The 16176-nt window shown below is 71.2% G+C and carries 16 protein-coding genes; 9 read left to right on the top strand and 7 right to left on the bottom strand.

Annotation, left to right across the window (positions count from 1 at the left end; translation table 11 throughout):
• A partial coding sequence (locus tag LW587_RS24095; RefSeq protein WP_442919183.1) for a calcium-binding protein occupies positions 1–482 on the bottom strand: 482 nt, incomplete at its 3' end.
• Positions 483–1035: 553 nt separating this feature from the next.
• Between LW587_RS24095 and LW587_RS22195 the strand changes: the two genes are divergently transcribed.
• From LW587_RS22195 to LW587_RS22205, 3 genes are all read left to right on the top strand, one after another.
• On the top strand, positions 1036–1479 hold the full coding sequence (locus LW587_RS22195; RefSeq protein WP_232631758.1) for a DMT family transporter: 444 nt from the start codon (positions 1036–1038) through the stop codon (positions 1477–1479).
• A gap of 318 nt (positions 1480–1797) precedes the next feature.
• Positions 1798–2589: a hypothetical protein gene (locus LW587_RS22200; RefSeq protein WP_232631759.1), complete on the top strand. Its 792-nt coding sequence runs from the start codon at positions 1798–1800 to the stop codon at positions 2587–2589.
• Positions 2586–3260 (top strand): hypothetical protein, encoded by a 675-nt coding sequence (locus LW587_RS22205; RefSeq protein ID WP_232631760.1) that lies wholly within the window; start codon positions 2586–2588, stop codon positions 3258–3260. Before LW587_RS22200 ends, LW587_RS22205 begins: the two co-directional genes overlap by 4 nt.
• 5 nt (positions 3261–3265) lie before the next feature.
• On the opposite strand, the gene LW587_RS22210 is transcribed toward LW587_RS22205, so the two are convergent.
• On the bottom strand, positions 3266–3793 hold the full coding sequence (locus tag LW587_RS22210) for a hypothetical protein (RefSeq protein ID WP_232631761.1): 528 nt from the start codon (positions 3791–3793) through the stop codon (positions 3266–3268).
• 310 nt (positions 3794–4103) lie between these two features.
• Here LW587_RS22210 and LW587_RS22215 point away from each other — a divergent pair, with 310 nt between their 5' ends.
• From LW587_RS22215 to LW587_RS22230, 4 genes are all read left to right on the top strand, one after another.
• Positions 4104–4760 (top strand): DUF47 domain-containing protein, encoded by a 657-nt coding sequence (locus LW587_RS22215; protein WP_232631762.1) that lies wholly within the window; start codon positions 4104–4106, stop codon positions 4758–4760.
• A gap of 4 nt (positions 4761–4764) precedes the next feature.
• Entirely contained in the window at positions 4765–5772 is a 1008-nt protein-coding gene (locus LW587_RS22220) for an inorganic phosphate transporter (protein ID WP_232631763.1), read from the top strand.
• A gap of 342 nt (positions 5773–6114) precedes the next feature.
• A complete protein-coding gene (locus tag LW587_RS22225; RefSeq protein WP_232631764.1) occupies positions 6115–6696 on the top strand; it encodes a hypothetical protein in 582 nt (193 codons plus the stop codon).
• 144 nt (positions 6697–6840) lie between these two features.
• Positions 6841–8304: a sensor histidine kinase gene (locus LW587_RS22230; protein WP_232631765.1), complete on the top strand. Its 1464-nt coding sequence runs from the start codon at positions 6841–6843 to the stop codon at positions 8302–8304.
• Positions 8305–8379: 75 nt separating this feature from the next.
• Here LW587_RS22230 and LW587_RS22235 read toward each other — a convergent pair whose 3' ends face one another.
• Both LW587_RS22235 and LW587_RS22240 read right to left on the bottom strand, forming a co-directional pair.
• Positions 8380–9564, bottom strand: a complete 1185-nt coding sequence (locus tag LW587_RS22235) for a thiolase family protein (protein ID WP_232631766.1) — start codon at positions 9562–9564, stop codon at positions 8380–8382.
• 100 nt (positions 9565–9664) lie between these two features.
• On the bottom strand, positions 9665–11089 hold the full coding sequence (locus LW587_RS22240; protein WP_232631767.1) for an MFS transporter: 1425 nt from the start codon (positions 11087–11089) through the stop codon (positions 9665–9667).
• 103 nt (positions 11090–11192) lie between these two features.
• On the opposite strand from LW587_RS22240, the gene LW587_RS22245 reads away from it, so the two are divergent.
• Together LW587_RS22245 and LW587_RS22250 are read left to right on the top strand one after the other, a co-directional pair.
• A complete protein-coding gene (locus LW587_RS22245) occupies positions 11193–11807 on the top strand; it encodes a TetR/AcrR family transcriptional regulator (RefSeq protein ID WP_232631768.1) in 615 nt (204 codons plus the stop codon).
• Positions 11808–11895: 88 nt separating this feature from the next.
• Entirely contained in the window at positions 11896–12354 is a 459-nt protein-coding gene (locus tag LW587_RS22250; RefSeq protein WP_232631769.1) for a PaaI family thioesterase, read from the top strand.
• Positions 12355–12528: 174 nt separating this feature from the next.
• Here the strand turns inward: LW587_RS22250 and gcvP are convergent, their stop codons facing one another.
• From gcvP to LW587_RS22265, 3 genes are all read right to left on the bottom strand, one after another.
• Entirely contained in the window at positions 12529–15375 is a 2847-nt protein-coding gene (gene gcvP / locus LW587_RS22255) for an aminomethyl-transferring glycine dehydrogenase (RefSeq protein ID WP_232631770.1), read from the bottom strand.
• Between the two features lie 185 nt (positions 15376–15560).
• A complete protein-coding gene (gene gcvH / locus LW587_RS22260) occupies positions 15561–15923 on the bottom strand; it encodes a glycine cleavage system protein GcvH (protein WP_232631771.1) in 363 nt (120 codons plus the stop codon).
• Between the two features lie 25 nt (positions 15924–15948).
• Positions 15949–16176, bottom strand: a 228-nt coding sequence (locus LW587_RS22265) for a glycine cleavage T C-terminal barrel domain-containing protein (protein ID WP_332839853.1), incomplete at its 5' end; no start/stop codon positions are given.

A 16176-nucleotide genomic window follows, 5' to 3' on the forward strand; every position in this document is an offset into this window, starting at 1 on the left:
GACACGTCCGTGGTCACCACGTCCCGGCCACCGCCGATCGCCTCGAACACCTGGTCGCTGGCTTGATCGACGACGTAAATGTCGTTGCCGCCCTCACCGTAGAGGGCATCGGCCCCTTCGCCGCCGTCGAGCACGTCGTCTCCGAACCCGCTCTCAATAAAGTCGTTTCCGGCGCCCCCGCCCAACGCATCGGCTTGGGCCGATCCGAAAACAACATCTGTAATGTCGGAGCCTTCAAATTCTGCGGCATCCGAGAAAATAATCGTATTGAACTGAAAATCGATGCTGATGCCGCCGCCGTAATAGTCGTATATTTGATAAGTTCCGTCATAAACTTCGCCGGGTAAGACTTGTGTTGTCAGTAAAAGATCGATTGGCGCGTCAGCGATTTGGTACAGATAGCGACCTTCTACGCCTATCGTTAGAGACCCTTCTCCATCCCACAAATAATATCCTAATTCTTCATCATAGTATCCCGACATTCTATAGTATAATTCTGCGGTAATATCATTACCGTTTCGCGATATGCTTAAATACGATGACTCGCCACTCACGTATTCGCTAATGATCATATCGAGACCTACGCGCGTTCGAGACGTCGACACTTTAAGCCGAATCGCCTCGAAGAGGCAGGCCGTCCGAGTCGTCCGGATGTAAATCATAGCCACTTGAAAAACGCAAAGCCGCCTCGCGTTGCGGCTTCATCGGTTCCGAGAGATCGGAATTGCAATCATCATCACAATAAACAGGTATATTCCGAGCGTAGGCCGCCCGTTCCTGCCGGCAAGCGTGGGTCACGCGGGATGACATTTGAAATCCAGACGACGTGATGGAGCCGGCATGGGGCACGAACCCGGCCCACCATCGCCGCTCATGTTGCCGAGCATCAGCTCGCCACACCCGTCCGTGCGCAAGGTGCCGGGCCGAGGGTCGACGTCGAAACGCTGCGATCCCGGACGTTGCCCGGGCCGGGGCGAGACGCCACAGCCGCCGGGTTTCGCGAAACTGGGCCGCGCCCGCCGGTGATGACGGGCCATGTGGTATCTCTATGGACTGACCATCCTGGCCGGCCTCGCGAATGCGATCCAGCCGGGGCAGAACGCGACCCTGTCCAAGTCGATGGGGCTGCCGATCACCGCGGCACTGCTGACGCTGCTGGTCAGCACGGCGGTCCTGCTCGCGGGCGGGCTGGCGACCGGCAAGCTCGAGATGCCGACCGGGGCCCAGCTCGCCGCCGTGCCGTGGTGGGCATGGCTCGGCGGGTTCCTCAGCGTCCTGCTGATCCTGGCGCAGCTCTACGCCTCGCCCTCCATCGGCGCGGCAAGCTTCCTCGGCATCATCGTGACGGTGGGCGTCGTGGCCTCGATCGTGCTCGATCATTACGGATGGGTCGGCTACGCGGTGCATCCGGCCAGCCTGTGGCGCGTCCTCGGCGCCGTCCTGATGATCGCCGGCGTCGCCCTCGTTGCCCTGTTCTGACGGGGACGCGCCGGCCGCGCGCGAACGGGGCGAACGCGGCAGCCGGCGCGCTCGCGAACGGGAGCCGGGGGACTCGACCGCCGCGATGGGAAACGATGTCCAGCCGTGAGGGCCGGGCCTCGGATGCGCGTTCCCGGGGCGCACCCGCTTCGCCCTCTTGACCGCCTCGCGACAGCGTCGCGGCCAGTGCCTCAGATGGGAGCGCGGCCGCCGGGGCGCAATATGGGCCCCCCGCGCCCCTCGGCCGACGCAACAGAGGGCGACACGGCGCTGAAACGCGGGACCGGCATCCTCGCGGTCGCTGCCGGAGAGGGCCCCGTGACCCACGACACCGATCCCCCCGCCCGCCCCGAGCCCCGTCGCCGCCCGGCCCGCGGGCTGGCGCTCGCGCTGGCCGTCTGCCTCGCCGGGGCCGACGGGGTCGCGGCCGAGACCGTGCCGGAGGCCGCCGCCCCGATTCTGCCGCGAACCGGCGCGGCCCCCGCCGATTTCGCGCCCGCGGGCTGGCGGGTCGAGGCGCAGGCCTTCGGCGACCTCGACGGGAACGGCGTCCCCGACCTTGCTCTCGTGCTGCAGGGAACCGATCCCGGCCGCCGGATCCGAACCGGGCCCGCGGACGACGCCCCCGCCATCGACGGCAATCCCCGCATCCTCGCGGTCGCGTTCGGCATGCCGGGGGGACGGGGATACCGCCTGGGGCCCGCGAACCGCACGCTGATCCCCCGGCGGGTGAGCGCCACCGAGGACGACGCGTTCGAGGATCCCGGCTCCCTGTCGATCCGGAGCGGCACGCTCGTGCTCGTCCTGCACAGCTTCTCCAGCGCGGGCGGCTGGGAGATGGGCCACCGGACCCTGCGGCTGCGCGCCCGTCGGGATCGCTTCGACCTGGCGGGGGTCGAGGCCGTCACCGTGCACCGCGCCTCCGGCGCGCTCCGGACGACGAGCGTGAACGTTCTCACCGGCCGCGCCTGGGTCAGGAGCGGCACGATCGAGACCGAGGCGGGGACGGTCCGACGCTACCGTCTCGACCGGCGCAGATCCCCGACGCTTGCCCCGATCGGCGACGGTCTGGCCTTCGATCCGCTTGCGGGCGCCCGGAGCGTCCGATGACCCGGTGGACCCCGTACCGGGTCGTCGGGCCGACGGCCTGCCTCGTCGCCGGGATGCTGGCGGTCTCGTCCGGGGGGCTTCGGGCCGAAGCGCCCGGGCCGGGCCTGACCCCGGGCACGCCCGACCGGCCCCCGGGGACGATGCCCTGCGATCTGCCCGCCTGGACCAACGACACCGATCCGGCCGGGTTGAACGTGCGCGCCGCGCCGCACCGGGCCGCCCGCATCCTCGGCCGCCTGCCCGCTCCGCTGCGCTTCCGGCCGGAGCGGGACGTGGAACGGCCACCGGACGGGCTCTGGCGCGTCCCGTTCCGGATCGTCGGCCACCGGGACGGCTGGTTCCTGATCGAGGGGGCCACGCCGCCGGGCCCGGACGACGTCCTCCTCCCGCCCGGCCTGCCGGCGACCTTCACCGGCCGCGGCTGGGTCGCGGCCGGGATGGTCGGGTCGAGCCTGGATTACGCTGGCCAGGGGGACGGCCTGTACGAGGCCCCCCACCTGGGGGCGGGCCGACGGCCCGCCCACGACGGCTGGGGCGCCGCCCTGGGGCCGGAGGCGATTCCCCGCCGGCTCCTCGCCTGCGAGGGGCGCTGGGGGCAGGTGGAAAGCCATGACGGCGTCACCGGCTGGTGGCCCCGGTTCTGCGCCGCGCAGGTCACGAACTGCAATTGAGCGGCTCAGGCGCCGCAGGCGCCGGCCGGGCTCGGCACGAGCCGAAAGATCCGGTCGTCGGCGCCGGGCATCAGCTCGACGCCGCCCGTCTCCTCGCCGCCGCAGCCGCGGGTCATCCGCAGGCGGCCGTAGCGGGTGAGATCGAGCAAGAGTGTGCCGTCCGGCGCCCGCGTCAACCCGAAGCCGCCCCCGTCGCAATCCTGCGTGCAGGCGATCTCGGAGCCCGGCGCCATGCACTCCCCCGAGGCGGTGAGACGGCCGCGCCCGGCCCCGAGCACCGCCGTGAGGGTGAAGTAGGTGTTGCGCTGGCCGTGCGGGTGATGCCGGTCCGGCGGGTGCCGGTGGTAGCGCAGGGTCAGGCTCATCGCCGTCACAAGCTGCCGCGGATGGCGCTGCCGATGGGCCGCGTCGTAGCGGCGGGCAAAGCAGGCCTTGCGGCCGTGGACCGGGGCGACGAGCGCGGAGAGCGGGCTCGCCCGGCCCTCCGGAACGGGCTGCGCCGCCGCGGGGGCGGCTGCCAGGAAAACCGCCAACGGAACCGCGAAAACGGCCGGCCAACGGGATCTGCGCATCCCCACTCCCCCGATTCGCGGCGGCCCGAAGCCCGCCCCCTTATAGCATCGGCCCCACGCAGAGGCCCGACCCGTCTCAGACCAAATCCGGTTGATCCCTTCGGGATGGCGGATTTGGGCTTCGCTCAAACGCCGCGCGGGCTGGACTGATCCGGGCTCCGCTTTGATCAAGCGGAGCCCGGATCAGGCTTGGTTTCGACGATGGGGGCTCGCTAAAAATTAGCCGGCTTCTACGTTCTCGCGCAGAGCCGCAAAACGATGCAGGTAGGGAATGCTGGGCTGGTTTCGGGCGCTGATGCCCAGAGAAGATCGCTTCTTCGACATGTTCGAGCGGCACTCTCGCACCCTGATCGTCGCCGCGGATGCCTTACTGGGCGTGCTGCAAGGCGGTGACGACGTCCCGCGCTTCTGCCAGCGGATTGTCGAGCAGGAGCGCGCAGCCGACGAGATCACCGCCGAGGTCTTGCTGGCGGTGCGCCGAAGCTTCATTACGCCGTTCGACCGCGGCGACATCAAGGATCTGATCCAGTCGATGGACGATGCCATCGACCAGATGAACAAAACCGTCAAAGCCATCCAGCTCTACGAGCTTCGCCAGTTCGATCCGCTCATGCGGGAGATGGGCGGCACCGTGGTCGAGGCGGCCAAGCTGACGGCGGAGGTCATTCCCCTGCTCAACGCCGTGGGCACCCATGCCGGGCGGATCAACCAGATCACCGAGGCGATCACGCAGGTCGAAGGGCGCTCGGACGCCCTGCAGGAGCAGGGGCTGAAGTCGCTCTATCAGGCCCACCGCCGCGATGGCGGAGACGGCGACGCCATGGCCTACATGATCGGCGCGGAAATCTACGGGCACCTGGAGGACATCGTCGATCGCTTCGAGGATGTCGCCAACGAGATCAGTGGCATCGTGATCGAGAACGTGTGACGCCATGGACGCCGCCACGCTCGCTCTGCCCTACCTCATCGGCCTGATCGGGATTGCTCTGCTGTTCGACTTCCTGAACGGCCTTCACGATGCCGCCAACTCGATCGCCACCATCGTCTCGACCCGGGTTCTGCGACCGCAATATGCGGTGCTCTGGGCCGCCTTCTTCAACTTCATCGCGTTCCTGTTCTTCGGCCTGCATGTGGCCCAGACGCTCGGCACCGGCATCGTCGACGCCGGCATCGTCGATCCGCAGGTGATCCTCAGCGCCCTCGTGGGCGCGATCGTCTGGAATGTCGTCACCTGGATCTTCGGCATCCCATCGAGCTCCTCGCATGCCCTGATCGGCGGCCTCGTCGGCGCCGGTGTCACCAAAGCGGGCCTGGGCGTCGTGGTCTGGTCCGGCCTCGGCAAGACGGTGGCGGCGATCGTGCTCTCGCCGCTGCTCGGCTTCCTCCTGGCGCTGCTGCTCGTGCTCGCCGTGTCCTGGGCCTGCGTGCGGGCGACGCCGTTCGGGGTCGACCGAAGCTTCCGCTGGCTGCAATTCGTCTCGGCCTCGCTCTACTCGCTCGGACATGGCGGCAACGATGCCCAGAAGACGATGGGCATCATCGCCGTGCTGCTCTACTCCCAGGGGCATCTCGGGAGCGAGTTCCACGTCCCGCTCTGGGTCGTGCTGTCCTGCCAGTCCGCGATGGCGCTCGGCACGCTGTCGGGCGGCTGGCGCATCGTGCACACGATGGGCTCGCGCATCACGCGCCTCAATCCGATGCAGGGCTTCTGCGCCGAGACCGGGGGAGCGATCACGCTGTTCCTGGCCACCTGGCTCGGCGTGCCGGTGTCGACCACCCACACGATCACCGGCGCCATCATCGGGGTCGGCGCCGCGCGGCGCGCTTCGGCGGTCCGCTGGGGCGTGGCCGGCAACATCGTCCTCGCCTGGGTGGTGACCCTGCCGGCCGCGGCGGGCATCGCCGCCGGCTGCTACGCGCTCACGACGCTGGTCCGCTGAAGCGTCGCGGCGGCGACCGCGAAGGCACCCCTGGCCCGTCGGCGGCGCTCGGCCAGATGCGCAGCGGCACCGACGGCCCCCACAGCGTCGTGTAGCGCGACATCTCGGCCCAGAACGGCCGGGAGATCGTCATCCGCCGCGACGGCGTGGTCGGCCTGACGGCCATGGGCTGCCGCGTCCGAACCGGCGGCGCCAATCCGGCGGCATCCTGGGGCCGGCGGGCGACGAGCCGGCAGGACAGCCTGGATCCACGGCCTGGATCCACGGCCTGGATCCACGGCCCGGATCCGGACCCCGGCAAACCACGGGCCGCGCCGCCCTCCGCGCCACAGGAGCTCCGCCATGTCCCCCGCCATGTCCCCCACCGTGCCCGTCCGCCTCGGCCTGTCGGCCGCGTTCCTCCTGCTGCAGGGCAGCGCCGGGATGGCGGCCCCGCCGCTCGCCAGCGCCTATACCCGGCACGACTTCTCCACCTGCCGGGCGCTGCCCTCGCCGCATCCCGACGTGGTCGAGGTGCGCCGCTGCGCGGGGCTCGGCGGCATCCCGGTCGTGTGGACGAACGAGCCCGATGCGAGCGCGGTCGCGTTCGGCCGCACCGAGGAGAGCGGCCCGATCCCCGGCCTCGACACGTTCTTCGCCGTGCGCGGCACGATCGAGTGGCGCGGCCCGGCGACCGGAGCGGGGCTCCGGCCGCGCGCCGCGATCGTCCGCTACGACACCGGGCCGTCGATCCGCCTCGGCGCGAGCCGCCTCGTCGTCTACCGCCTCGTTCCCGGCGGCGCCTGCGTCATGGGCGTCCTCGACGGGGCGGCCCCGACCGCCAATGCCGCGGCCCGGGCGCTCGTGGACAGAGCCGCCGCCGGCTTCGTCTGCGGGCGCAGCAAGGCCCGGATCGCGCCGCCCGCGTCCCGCACCGGGACCTGACCCTTCCGCCATCCGCGCGGCGGCGCCGGCCGGATCCTTCCGCACTCCGCGAACGGGGGACGAGGGCTGGCGCCGCGACAGGAGACGTGCTCTCGACCGACCCCGAACGTCCGTCCTCCGAACCCAGGTGCGAGACCCGGCCCCATGCGCAGCAACGGACGAGGCAGCCGGCTCGATCCGCGACGGCTTCTGGTCGCCCTCGGCCTGCGCTTCGAGGCCCCTGCCGAGGAGCGCCGCTTCGTCCAGCAATTCATCCTCGACGATATCGGCCGCACCCAGGCGGCGATGGGGCTCGGGGCGCTGATCTATGCGGGCTTCGGCCTCTGGGACTGGATCATCGATCCGGTGCATTGGCCCGCGGCGCTCGCGATCCGCCTCGCGGTGACCGGGCTCGTGCTGCTGCCGCTGGCCGGGCTGCTGTTCTTCGCCCGGGCGCGGGGCTTCGCCGAGGCGATCTACCTCGCCTATTGCGTGGTGCCCGGCTGCTGTCTTCCCCTGATCTACCGCCAGCTCGACGGCGGCTTCGATCACGCGGCGGCCGGCATGATCATCATCATCCTGTTCGTCTCGACCCTGCTGCCGCTGCGCGTCCCCTCGCTCCTGGCGTTCTGCGCGGCGAGCTGGGCCTGCTTTGCCGCCCTCGAATCCACGGCGACGCTGCGGGAGGGCATGCGGTTCATCAACAACTTCGAGATCGGCATGTCCTATGCGCTGTCGCTCTACGCGACGACGGCCCGGGAATACCGGGCCCGCCGGGAGTTTCGCACCCGGCAGGACCTGCGGCGGGAGAAGGAGCGCTCGGACGCGACCCTGGCGGAGCTGCGGCGGACGCAGATGCACCTCGTCCAGGCCGAGAAGCACGCGGCGCTCGGCCAGCTGGTCGCGGGCATCGCCCACGAGGTCAACACGCCGGTCGGCCTCGCGCTGACCGTCACGACGACGCTGGCCGCCGATGCCCGGCACCTCGGCCAGGTCGTCGAGGCGGGGCCGGTGCGGCGCTCGGAGCTGGTCACGGGCCTGCAGCGCCTCGACGAGGGGGGGCGCCTCGCCGTGGCCAACCTGACCCGGGCCGCCGACCTGATGCACACCTTCAAGCAGGTCGCGGTCGACCAGACGAGCGGGGAGCGGCGGATCTTCGCGATCGGCGCGAGCCTGCGGAACCTGCTGACGACGCTGGAGCCCGTGCTGCGGCGGCAGCGGCTCTCCTTCGCGCTGGAGTGTCCCGAGGGCCTGCGCCTCGATTCCTATCCCGGCGCCCTGGCGCAGGTGGTCGGCAGCCTCGCCCTCAACGCCGCCGCCCACGCCTATCCGGACGGGCGACCGGGCACCCTGCGCCTGACCGCCGCCGGCGGGCCGGACGGGGTGCGCCTCGTCTTTTCCGACGACGGCGTCGGCATCGCTCCGGAACACCTGCCGAGGGTGTTCGATCCGTTCTTCACCACGACCCGCGACCAGGGCAGCCTCGGGCTCGGCCTGCACATCGTGTTCAACCTCGTCGTGTCGACGATGCGGGGGCGGATCGAGGTGGAGAGCGAGCCCGGTCTCGGCACCCGCTACATCCTCGCCCTGCCCGACACGATCGACGGGTGGCCCCCGGCCACCACCTGAGGCAGGGCCACCGCCCCGCCGGCATGGGCGGACCGATGGCCCCCGACCCGGCGCCCCGTCGGCGGGCGCTCCGGTTCAGAGCGCTTCGAGCAGGAGGGCGATTCCCTGCCCGCCACCGATGCAGAGGGTGACCAGGCCGCGCGCGATCCCGTCCCGGCGCATCGCGTGGAGCAGCCGGGTCGTCAGCACGGCGCCGGTCGCGCCGATCGGATGGCCGTGGGCGATGGCGCCGCCCTCGACGTTGACGATGTCCTCGGGCAACCCGAGTTCCTTGGCGACCGCGAGGGGCACGACCGCGAAAGCCTCGTTGATCTCGATGCGCTGGAGGTCGCCGACGGTCCAGCCGGCCCGGTCGAGGGCCTGCCGGACGGCCGGGACGGGGCCGAGGCCGAACAGGCCCGGCTCGCAGGCGCCGACCCCGTAGGCGACGAGGCGTCCGAACGGCGCGAGGCCGTGGCTCTCGGCAAAGCCCCGCTCGGCGACGATCATGGCCGCCGCCCCCGAGTTCAGACCGGGCGCGTTGCCCGCCGTGATGGTGCCGTTGGGCCGGAAGGCCGGCTTCAGCTTGCCCAGCGTCTCGATAGTCGTCTCCGGACGCGGAGCCTCATCGCGTGCGAAGCGCTCGACGCCCTTCCGGCCCCGGATCTCGACCGGCACGATCTCCGCCTCGAACGCCCCGGCGGCCTGAGCCTTCGCGAACCGCGCCTGAGAGCGGGCCGCCCAGGCATCCTGCGCCTCCCGGTCGATCTCGGATCGCGTGGCGAGATCCTCGGTGTGCCAACCGGAATGCTCGCCCGAGAACGCGTCGTTCAGGCCGTCGTTGAGCATGCTGTCGAGAATCTGCGCATGGCCCATCCGGTGGCCCCAGCGCCCGCCCTCCAGCAGGTACGGCGCCCTGTCCATGTTCTCCATGCCGCCGGCGATGGCCACGTCGTGATGGCCCAGCCGGATCCCGTCCGCGGCCGTCGCGATGGCCTGCGCCCCCGATCCGCACACCCGGTTGACGGTCAGGGCCGGCACCGCGACGGGCACGCCCCCGTTCACCGCCGCCTGACGGGCCGGGTTCATCCGGTTGCCGGCCTGCACGACGTTGCCCATCGTGACGCTTCCGAGCTGGGCCGCGTCCAGGCCGGACCGGCGCAGGGTCTCGCGGATCGCGGTCGCGCCGAGATCCGTGGCGGCGATGCCCTTGAGGCTGCCGCCATAGCCACCGATCGCGGTGCGGACCGGATGGCAAAGGACGATGTCGCGAGCGGTCATGATCGGCTTTCCCGAGTTCAGAGGAGGGTGGGATGGCCGCTTCCGGCGGCCGGGGTGGAGCGGTGCGGGTCGATCCGGGCGGGCCGGGGCGGGCCGGCCGTCATCGCGTGGCCTCCGCGGTCCAGGCCTTGGCCGGCCGGGCGGCGTCGCGCAGGAAGAGCCATGCGGGGAGGAGCCCGACGAGGGTCATCAGCGCCAGCAGCCACCAGCCGTTCTGATAGGCCGCCACGCGCGCCGCCGGATCCTGGGGCGATCCCAGGACGGCGACCAGGACGGCCACGCCGACCGCCATGGCCGCCTGGCGGACCATGTTGAGGACCCCCGACCCGGTCGCGAACGAGGATGGCGGGAGCGCGCCGAGCCCGACACCCATCAGGGTCGGAAGGGTCAGGCCGACGCCGATCCCGGTCACGATGATTCCGGTCATCACCACCGGAACGTCCGGCGTCGGGCCGATCCTCAAGGCCCACCACGCCACCCCCGCGGCGAAGCAGAGGAGGCCCGCGCTGACCACGGCGAGGGCGCCGAACCGCTCGATCAGCCGCCCGGCGACGAGAAGGGAGGTCAGCGGCACCATCACGGGCCCCGGCGCGATGGCGAGGCCCGTCTGCAGCCCCGAAAAGCCCCAGGCCTCCTGCTGATAGAGGGCGATGGAGAGCAGCATCCCGCCAAAGGCGGCCGAGAAGGGCGCCGTGACCAGAACCGCTCCCGCGAACGGGCGGGTGCGGAACAGCGCCGGATCGATGAACGGGTTCGGGGACCGCAGGCAATGGCGCAGGAAGAGGCCCAGAGCCACGACGGAGAGGAGAAGGCAGCCTCCGACCGGCAGCGACAGCCAGACCCCGTCGTTCACCTTGGTGATCGCGTAGGTGAGGAGACCGATCCCGCCCGTGACGAGCGCCGCCGCCCAGACGCTCGGCGGCGGGACCGCGTGGCCCGGCACCGGGGGCAGCCGCCGCCAGCCGATCAGCAGGGCGACCGCTCCGATCGGCACGTTGACGGCGAAGATCCAGCGCCAGTCGATGGCGACCAGCACCCCGCCGAGGAGCGGCCCGAGCGCCGCGCCGAGCCCGCCGATGGCGGCCCAGCTCCGCACCGCGCCGCCGCGGCGATCCGCGGGAAAGGAGGCGAGCAGCAAGCCGAGCGAGGCGGGGGTCATCAGGGCGGCCCCCGCCGCCTGGACGAGGCGGAAGGCGACCAGGGCGTCGACGCTCCAGGCCGCGGCGCAGGCCGCGGACGCGGCGGTGAACAGCCCGATCCCGAGCAGGAAGCCGTGATCGCGGCGATGCCGCTCCGCCAGACGCCCGAAGAACACCAGCAGGGCCGCGTAGGCGATCGCGTAGCCGTTCAGGATCCAGGACAGGCTCTCGAGGGTCGCACCGGGAAAGCTCCGGGCGATGTCGGGCAGCGCCACGTTGACGATGAACAGATCGAGATTGGCCAGGACGACGCCGACACAGACGAGGCCGAGCACCTGATTCGGCGTCGCGGACCGGGTCGCTCGAGCGATCTTGGTATCGGACATGCGGGCCCCCTTGCGGGCCCAAAGATGATGGACATCATTCAATCCGTCAAGGTATGATGATGCTCATCATCGTCGGCGAAGGCCAGGGGGAGGGACACGCGACGTGCGGATCACGAAGGAGCAGAAGGATGCCAACCGTGAGCGCATCCTGTCGACCGCGGCGCTCCTGTTCCGCGAGCGCGGGTTCGACGGCGTCGGCGTGGCGGAGCTGATGGAGCGCGCCGGCTTCACCCATGGCGGTTTCTACAACCACTTCCGCTCCAAGGACGAGCTGATCGCCCAGGCCTGCGCCCACGGCTTCGCGGAGAATGAACGGCGCCGGGCCGGATACGATATCGAGACCATCCTGGGCGCCTACCTCTCACGACGACACCGGGATGCCCCGGGGCAGGGCTGCCTGACCGCCGCCCTCGGCTCCGAGGCCGCGCGGCAATCCGACGCGACGCGGGCGGCCTTCGCGGCCTGGGCCGACGACACGGTGCGACGGCTGGCCGGACACCTGTCCCCGGACCCGGAGGGCGATCCCGCGGCGCGCGCGGCGGCCATCGGCATCCTGGCCCAGGCCGTCGGCGCCCTCACCCTCTCCCGGGCCTGCCCCGACACCGCGCCGATCGCGGACGAGATCCTCGAGGCCTGTCGCGCGGCCTGCATCGAAGCGGTGCAGCGAGGCAGGGCCGCACCGAAGCGCCGGCGGCGCACGCCCGAGGAACCGCGATGACACCCTCGAACGACCGGCCTCTCCTGTCCGGCTCGGACACCGGAACGGGAGGCCCGCGCGGCGTCCGGTCCGGGAATGCGCTGTCGTGGTGAGCGCGGCGTCGCCGGCCGAGGCCCCTGGTCCCGACGGGCTTCAGCAGCTTCTCGACCTGATGCGGACCGGGCGTCAGCCGCCCATCGGCGAGACCCTGGCCTTCGCCCTCGTCGAGGTCGCCCGCGGCCATGCCGTGTTCGAGGGCCGTCCGGATGGGAGCGTCTACAATCCCATCGGCTCCGTGCATGGCGGCTACGCCGCGACGCTGCTCGACAGCGCCTGCGGCGTGGCCGTGCATTCGCAGCTGAGGGCCGGGCAAGGTTTCACGACGCTGGAGCTGAAGGTGTCGTACCTGCGCGGGCTCAGCGTGGCGAGCGGGACCGTGCGCGCGGTGGGCCGCGTCACCGCGATGGGCCGTCGCGTCGCCTTCGCGGAGGCGACGCTGCACGACGGGGCCGGACGCCTCTGCGCCACGGCAAGCTCGACCTTGCTGGTGTTCGACCACCCCCGCTGAGGCGGGACCGAGGGGCGCCCCCGGGCCTTCGCGACGGCAGAGGGCGGGCCGGGTCGCGCCCCGGCCGGCGATCCGCCGTCACGGGCCCCCGACGATGCGGCATCATCGTCGATGCGGATCGGCCCTGCGCGGCATCACCCGCGGGGCCAGGACGGCAGGAGATCGGGCCGAGGCCTACTCCGCCGCCTCGCCGTAGGCGTCCGTCGGCGGGCAGGAGCAGACGAGGTTGCGGTCGCCGTAGGCGTTGTCGACGCGGTTCACCGGCGGCCAGTACTTGTCCATCCGCAGGGAGCCGGACGGGAAACAGGCGGCCTCGCGGGAATAGGGCCGCTCCCAGGCGCCGATCAGATCCTGCACCGTGTGAGGCGCGTTCTTGAGCGGGTTGTTCGCCCGGTCCATCCGGCCGTCCTCGATGGCGCGGATCTCCTCCCGGATCGCCAGCATGGCGTCGCAGAAGCGGTCGATCTCGGCCTTGGTCTCGGATTCGGTCGGCTCGATCATCAGCGTGCCGGCGACCGGCCAGCTCATGGTCGGCGGGTGGAAGCCGCAATCGATCAGGCGCTTGGCGATGTCCTCGACGGTGACGCCCGCGCTCTTCTGGAAGGGGCGGACATCGACGATGCATTCGTGCGCGACCCGCCCGTTCCGGCCGGCATAGAGGATCGAATAGGCCCCCTCCAGCCGCCGGGCGATGTAGTTGGCGTTGAGGATCGCCACCCGCGTCGCCTGGGTCAGGCCGCGCCCGCCCATCATCAGGCAGTAGCTCCACGAGATCGGCAGGATCGAGGCCGAGCCGAAGGCGGCCGCCGAGACCGCGCCCTCCGCACCGGTCCGTGGGTCGGAGGGCAGGAACGGGATCAGGTGCGCCTTGACCCCGATCGGCCCCATGCCCGGGCCGCCGCCGCCATGGGGGATGCAGAAGGTCTTGTGCAGGTTGAGATGGCTCACGTCGGCGCCGATGTCGCCGGGCCGGGCGAGCCCGACCATGGCGTTGAGGTTGGCGCCGTCGAGATAGACCTGGCCCCCATGGGCGTGAACGATGTCGCAGAGTTCGCGCACCCGCGCCTCGAACACGCCGTGCGTCGAGGGATAGGTGATCATGCAGGCGGCCAGCTTGTCCGCGTGCTGCGCGGCCTTGCTGGAAAAATCCTCGACGTCGATGTTGCCGTGGGCATCGGCACCCACCACCACCACGCTCATGCCGCACATCTGGGCCGAGGCCGGATTGGTGCCGTGGGCCGAAGACGGGATCAGGCAGACGGTGCGGTGGCCGTCCCCGCGCGACAGGTGGTAGCGCCGGATGGCGAGGAGGCCGGCATACTCGCCCTGCGCGCCCGAATTGGGCTGCATCGAGATCGCGTCGTAGCCGGTGATCGCGCAGAGCTTCTGCGAGAGGTCGTCGATCAGCTCCTTGTACCCCAGCGCCTGGTCCTCGGGCACGAAGGGGTGGAGTTCGGAAAATTCCGGCCAGGAGACCGGCAGCATCTCGGCGGTGGCGTTGAGCTTCATCGTGCAGGAGCCGAGCGGGATCATCGCCCGGTCCAGCGCCAGGTCGCGGTCGCTGAGCCGACGCATGTAACGCGTCATCTCGCTCTCGGCCCGGTTCATGTGGAAGATCGGGTGGGTCAGGTAGTCCGAGGTCCGCTCCAGGGCCGCGGGCAGGCGCGGCTCGGGATAGGCCTCGTCGTAGGTCAGGTCCGTGCCGCCGAAGGCGCGCCAGACCGCCTGCACGATGTCGGGCCGGGTGCGCTGGTCGACGCTGATGCCGATGCGGTCGGTGCCGATCCGGCGCAGGTTCACCCCGTTCTCGACGGCACTCCGCAGGATCACCCCCTGGAAGGCGTCGACCTTCACGGTGATCGTGTCGAAGAAGGTGCGGGGTTCGACCGTGAAGCCCAACCGCTCCAGTCCGGCCGCGAGGCGCACGGCGTCGCGGTGGACCCGCAGGGCGATGGCCTTCAGGCCCGCCGGCCCGTGATAGACCGCGAACATCGAGGCGATGACCGCGAGCAGCACCTGGCTCGTGCAGATGTTCGAGGTCGCCTTCTCGCGGCGGATATGCTGCTCGCGGGTCTGGAGCGCGAGGCGATAGGAGCGGTTGCCGCGGGCATCGACCGAGACGCCGACGATGCGGCCGGGCAGCGCGCGCTTGTGGGCGTCGCGGGTCGCCATGTAGGCGGCGTGCGGGCCGCCATAGCCCATCGGCACGCCGTAGCGCTGCATCGAGCCCACCGCGATGTCGGCGCCCATCTCGCCCGGGGCTTTCAGCAGCGTCAGCGCCAGGGGGTCGGCGGCGACCACGGCGAGCGCGCCGGCCGCGTGCAGCGCGGCGATGGTCTCCGAGAAGTCGTGAACGGCACCGTTGACGCCCGGATACTGGAACAGCGCCCCGAAGACGGCCGACGGGTCGAGGTCCGCGAAGGGATCGCCGACGACGATCTCCCAGCCGAGGGGCGCCGCGCGGGTCTTCAGCACGGCGATGGTCTGGGGCAGGCAGTCGCGGTCGACGAAGAAGGCGTTGCGGTCGGTCTTCGCCACGCGCCGGGCCATGCCCATGGCTTCGGCCGCGGCGGTGGCCTCGTCGAGGAGCGAAGCGTTGGCGACGTCGAGGGCGGTGAGGTCGCAGACCAGGGTCTGGAAGTTCAGCAGCGCCTCCAGCCGGCCCTGGCTGATCTCGGGCTGGTAGGGCGAGTAGGCGGTGTACCAGGCCGGATTCTCGAAGATGTTGCGCTGGATCGCCGGCGGCATCGTGGTGCCGTGGTAGCCCTGGCCGATCAGCGAGACGAGCAGGCGGTTCTTGTTGGCGGTGGCGCGCAGCTTCTCGAGCGAGCGCCGCTCGGTGAGCGAGACCCCGAAATCGATGTAGGCGGCCTGCCGGATGTCGGGGGGCAGGGTCTCGTCGATCAGCGCGTGCAGCGACGGCGCGCCGACCGTCTCCAGCATCTGGTCGATCTCGCTGAGCTTCGGGCCGATATGGCGGCGGGCGGCGAAATCGAAGGGATCGTGGCGGTCGTATTTCATGGGGTGCCTCTCGGGCAAAAGGGGGTGCCGCCGGAACGCCCCTCCCGCCTCGGCGGGGGAGGGGCGTTCCGGATGCGAGGCGGGAGAGGGGCCGGCTCAGGTCTGTCCGGACGCGTCGCGCCCCTCACCCGACCCGCTTGCGGGGGGCCACCGTCTCCCGCAGCAGGGAGAGGGTCGGGGGCGCCCTACTTGGCGAAGTCCGCGTAGGCCGCCGCGTCCATCAGCGCGTCCAGGGCGGACGGATCGTCGAGCTTGAGCCGGTAGAGCCAGCCCGCGCCCTGCGGGTCGGCGCCGACCGAGGCCGGGTCGGCGACCGCCGCCTCGTTGATGGCGGTGACCTCGCCCGACAGCGGGGCGTAGACGTCGGAGGCCGCCTTGACGGACTCGACCACGGCGGCCGCCTCGCCCTTGGTGAGCCGGGCGCCGACCTTCGGCAGCTCCACGAAGACGAGGTCTCCGAGCTGCTCGGCGGCATGGGCCGTGATGCCGACCGTGGCGACCTCGCCGTCGAGGCGCAGCCATTCGTGCTCGTCGGTGAAACGCAGCATGGTGTGAACTCCTGTGGCGACGCAATCAGCCGCGCTTGAAGCCGGCGGGGACGAAGGGGAGGGGGACGACGGCGGCGGGAAGGCGCTGGCCGCGCAGCGCCGCGAAGACGCGGGTGCCGGGGGCCGCCAGCGCCGTGGGCAGGACCCCCAAAGCAACCGGTGCGCCGAGGCTCGGGCCGAAGCCGCCGGAGGTGACGTGGCCGACCGGTTCGCCGCCGGCCTCCGCGGCGAAGAGCGGGGCGCCCGCCCGCAC

It is taken from the genome of Methylobacterium sp. Leaf118, from assembly GCF_920984675.1.
In the GTDB taxonomy this organism is placed as follows: Bacteria; Pseudomonadota; Alphaproteobacteria; order Rhizobiales; family Beijerinckiaceae; genus Methylobacterium.

What these genes read in the sequence shown, in the direction of transcription:
- LW587_RS22195 (WP_232631758.1), top strand. Translation starts at nt 1,036, where the DNA reads ATGTGGTATCTCTATGGACTGACCATCCTGGCCGGCCTCGCGAATGCG.
- LW587_RS22205 (WP_232631760.1), top strand. Translation starts at nt 2,586, where the DNA reads ATGACCCGGTGGACCCCGTACCGGGTCGTCGGGCCGACGGCCTGCCTC.
- LW587_RS22215 (WP_232631762.1), top strand. Translation starts at nt 4,104, where the DNA reads ATGCTGGGCTGGTTTCGGGCGCTGATGCCCAGAGAAGATCGCTTCTTC.
- LW587_RS22220 (WP_232631763.1), top strand. Translation starts at nt 4,765, where the DNA reads ATGGACGCCGCCACGCTCGCTCTGCCCTACCTCATCGGCCTGATCGGG.
- LW587_RS22225 (WP_232631764.1), top strand. Translation starts at nt 6,115, where the DNA reads ATGTCCCCCGCCATGTCCCCCACCGTGCCCGTCCGCCTCGGCCTGTCG.
- LW587_RS22230 (WP_232631765.1), top strand. Translation starts at nt 6,841, where the DNA reads ATGCGCAGCAACGGACGAGGCAGCCGGCTCGATCCGCGACGGCTTCTG.
- LW587_RS22235 (WP_232631766.1), bottom strand. Translation starts at nt 9,564, where the DNA reads ATGACCGCTCGCGACATCGTCCTTTGCCATCCGGTCCGCACCGCGATC.
- LW587_RS22240 (WP_232631767.1), bottom strand. Translation starts at nt 11,089, where the DNA reads ATGTCCGATACCAAGATCGCTCGAGCGACCCGGTCCGCGACGCCGAAT.
- gcvP (WP_232631770.1), bottom strand. Translation starts at nt 15,375, where the DNA reads ATGAAATACGACCGCCACGATCCCTTCGATTTCGCCGCCCGCCGCCAT.
- gcvH (WP_232631771.1), bottom strand. Translation starts at nt 15,923, where the DNA reads ATGCTGCGTTTCACCGACGAGCACGAATGGCTGCGCCTCGACGGCGAG.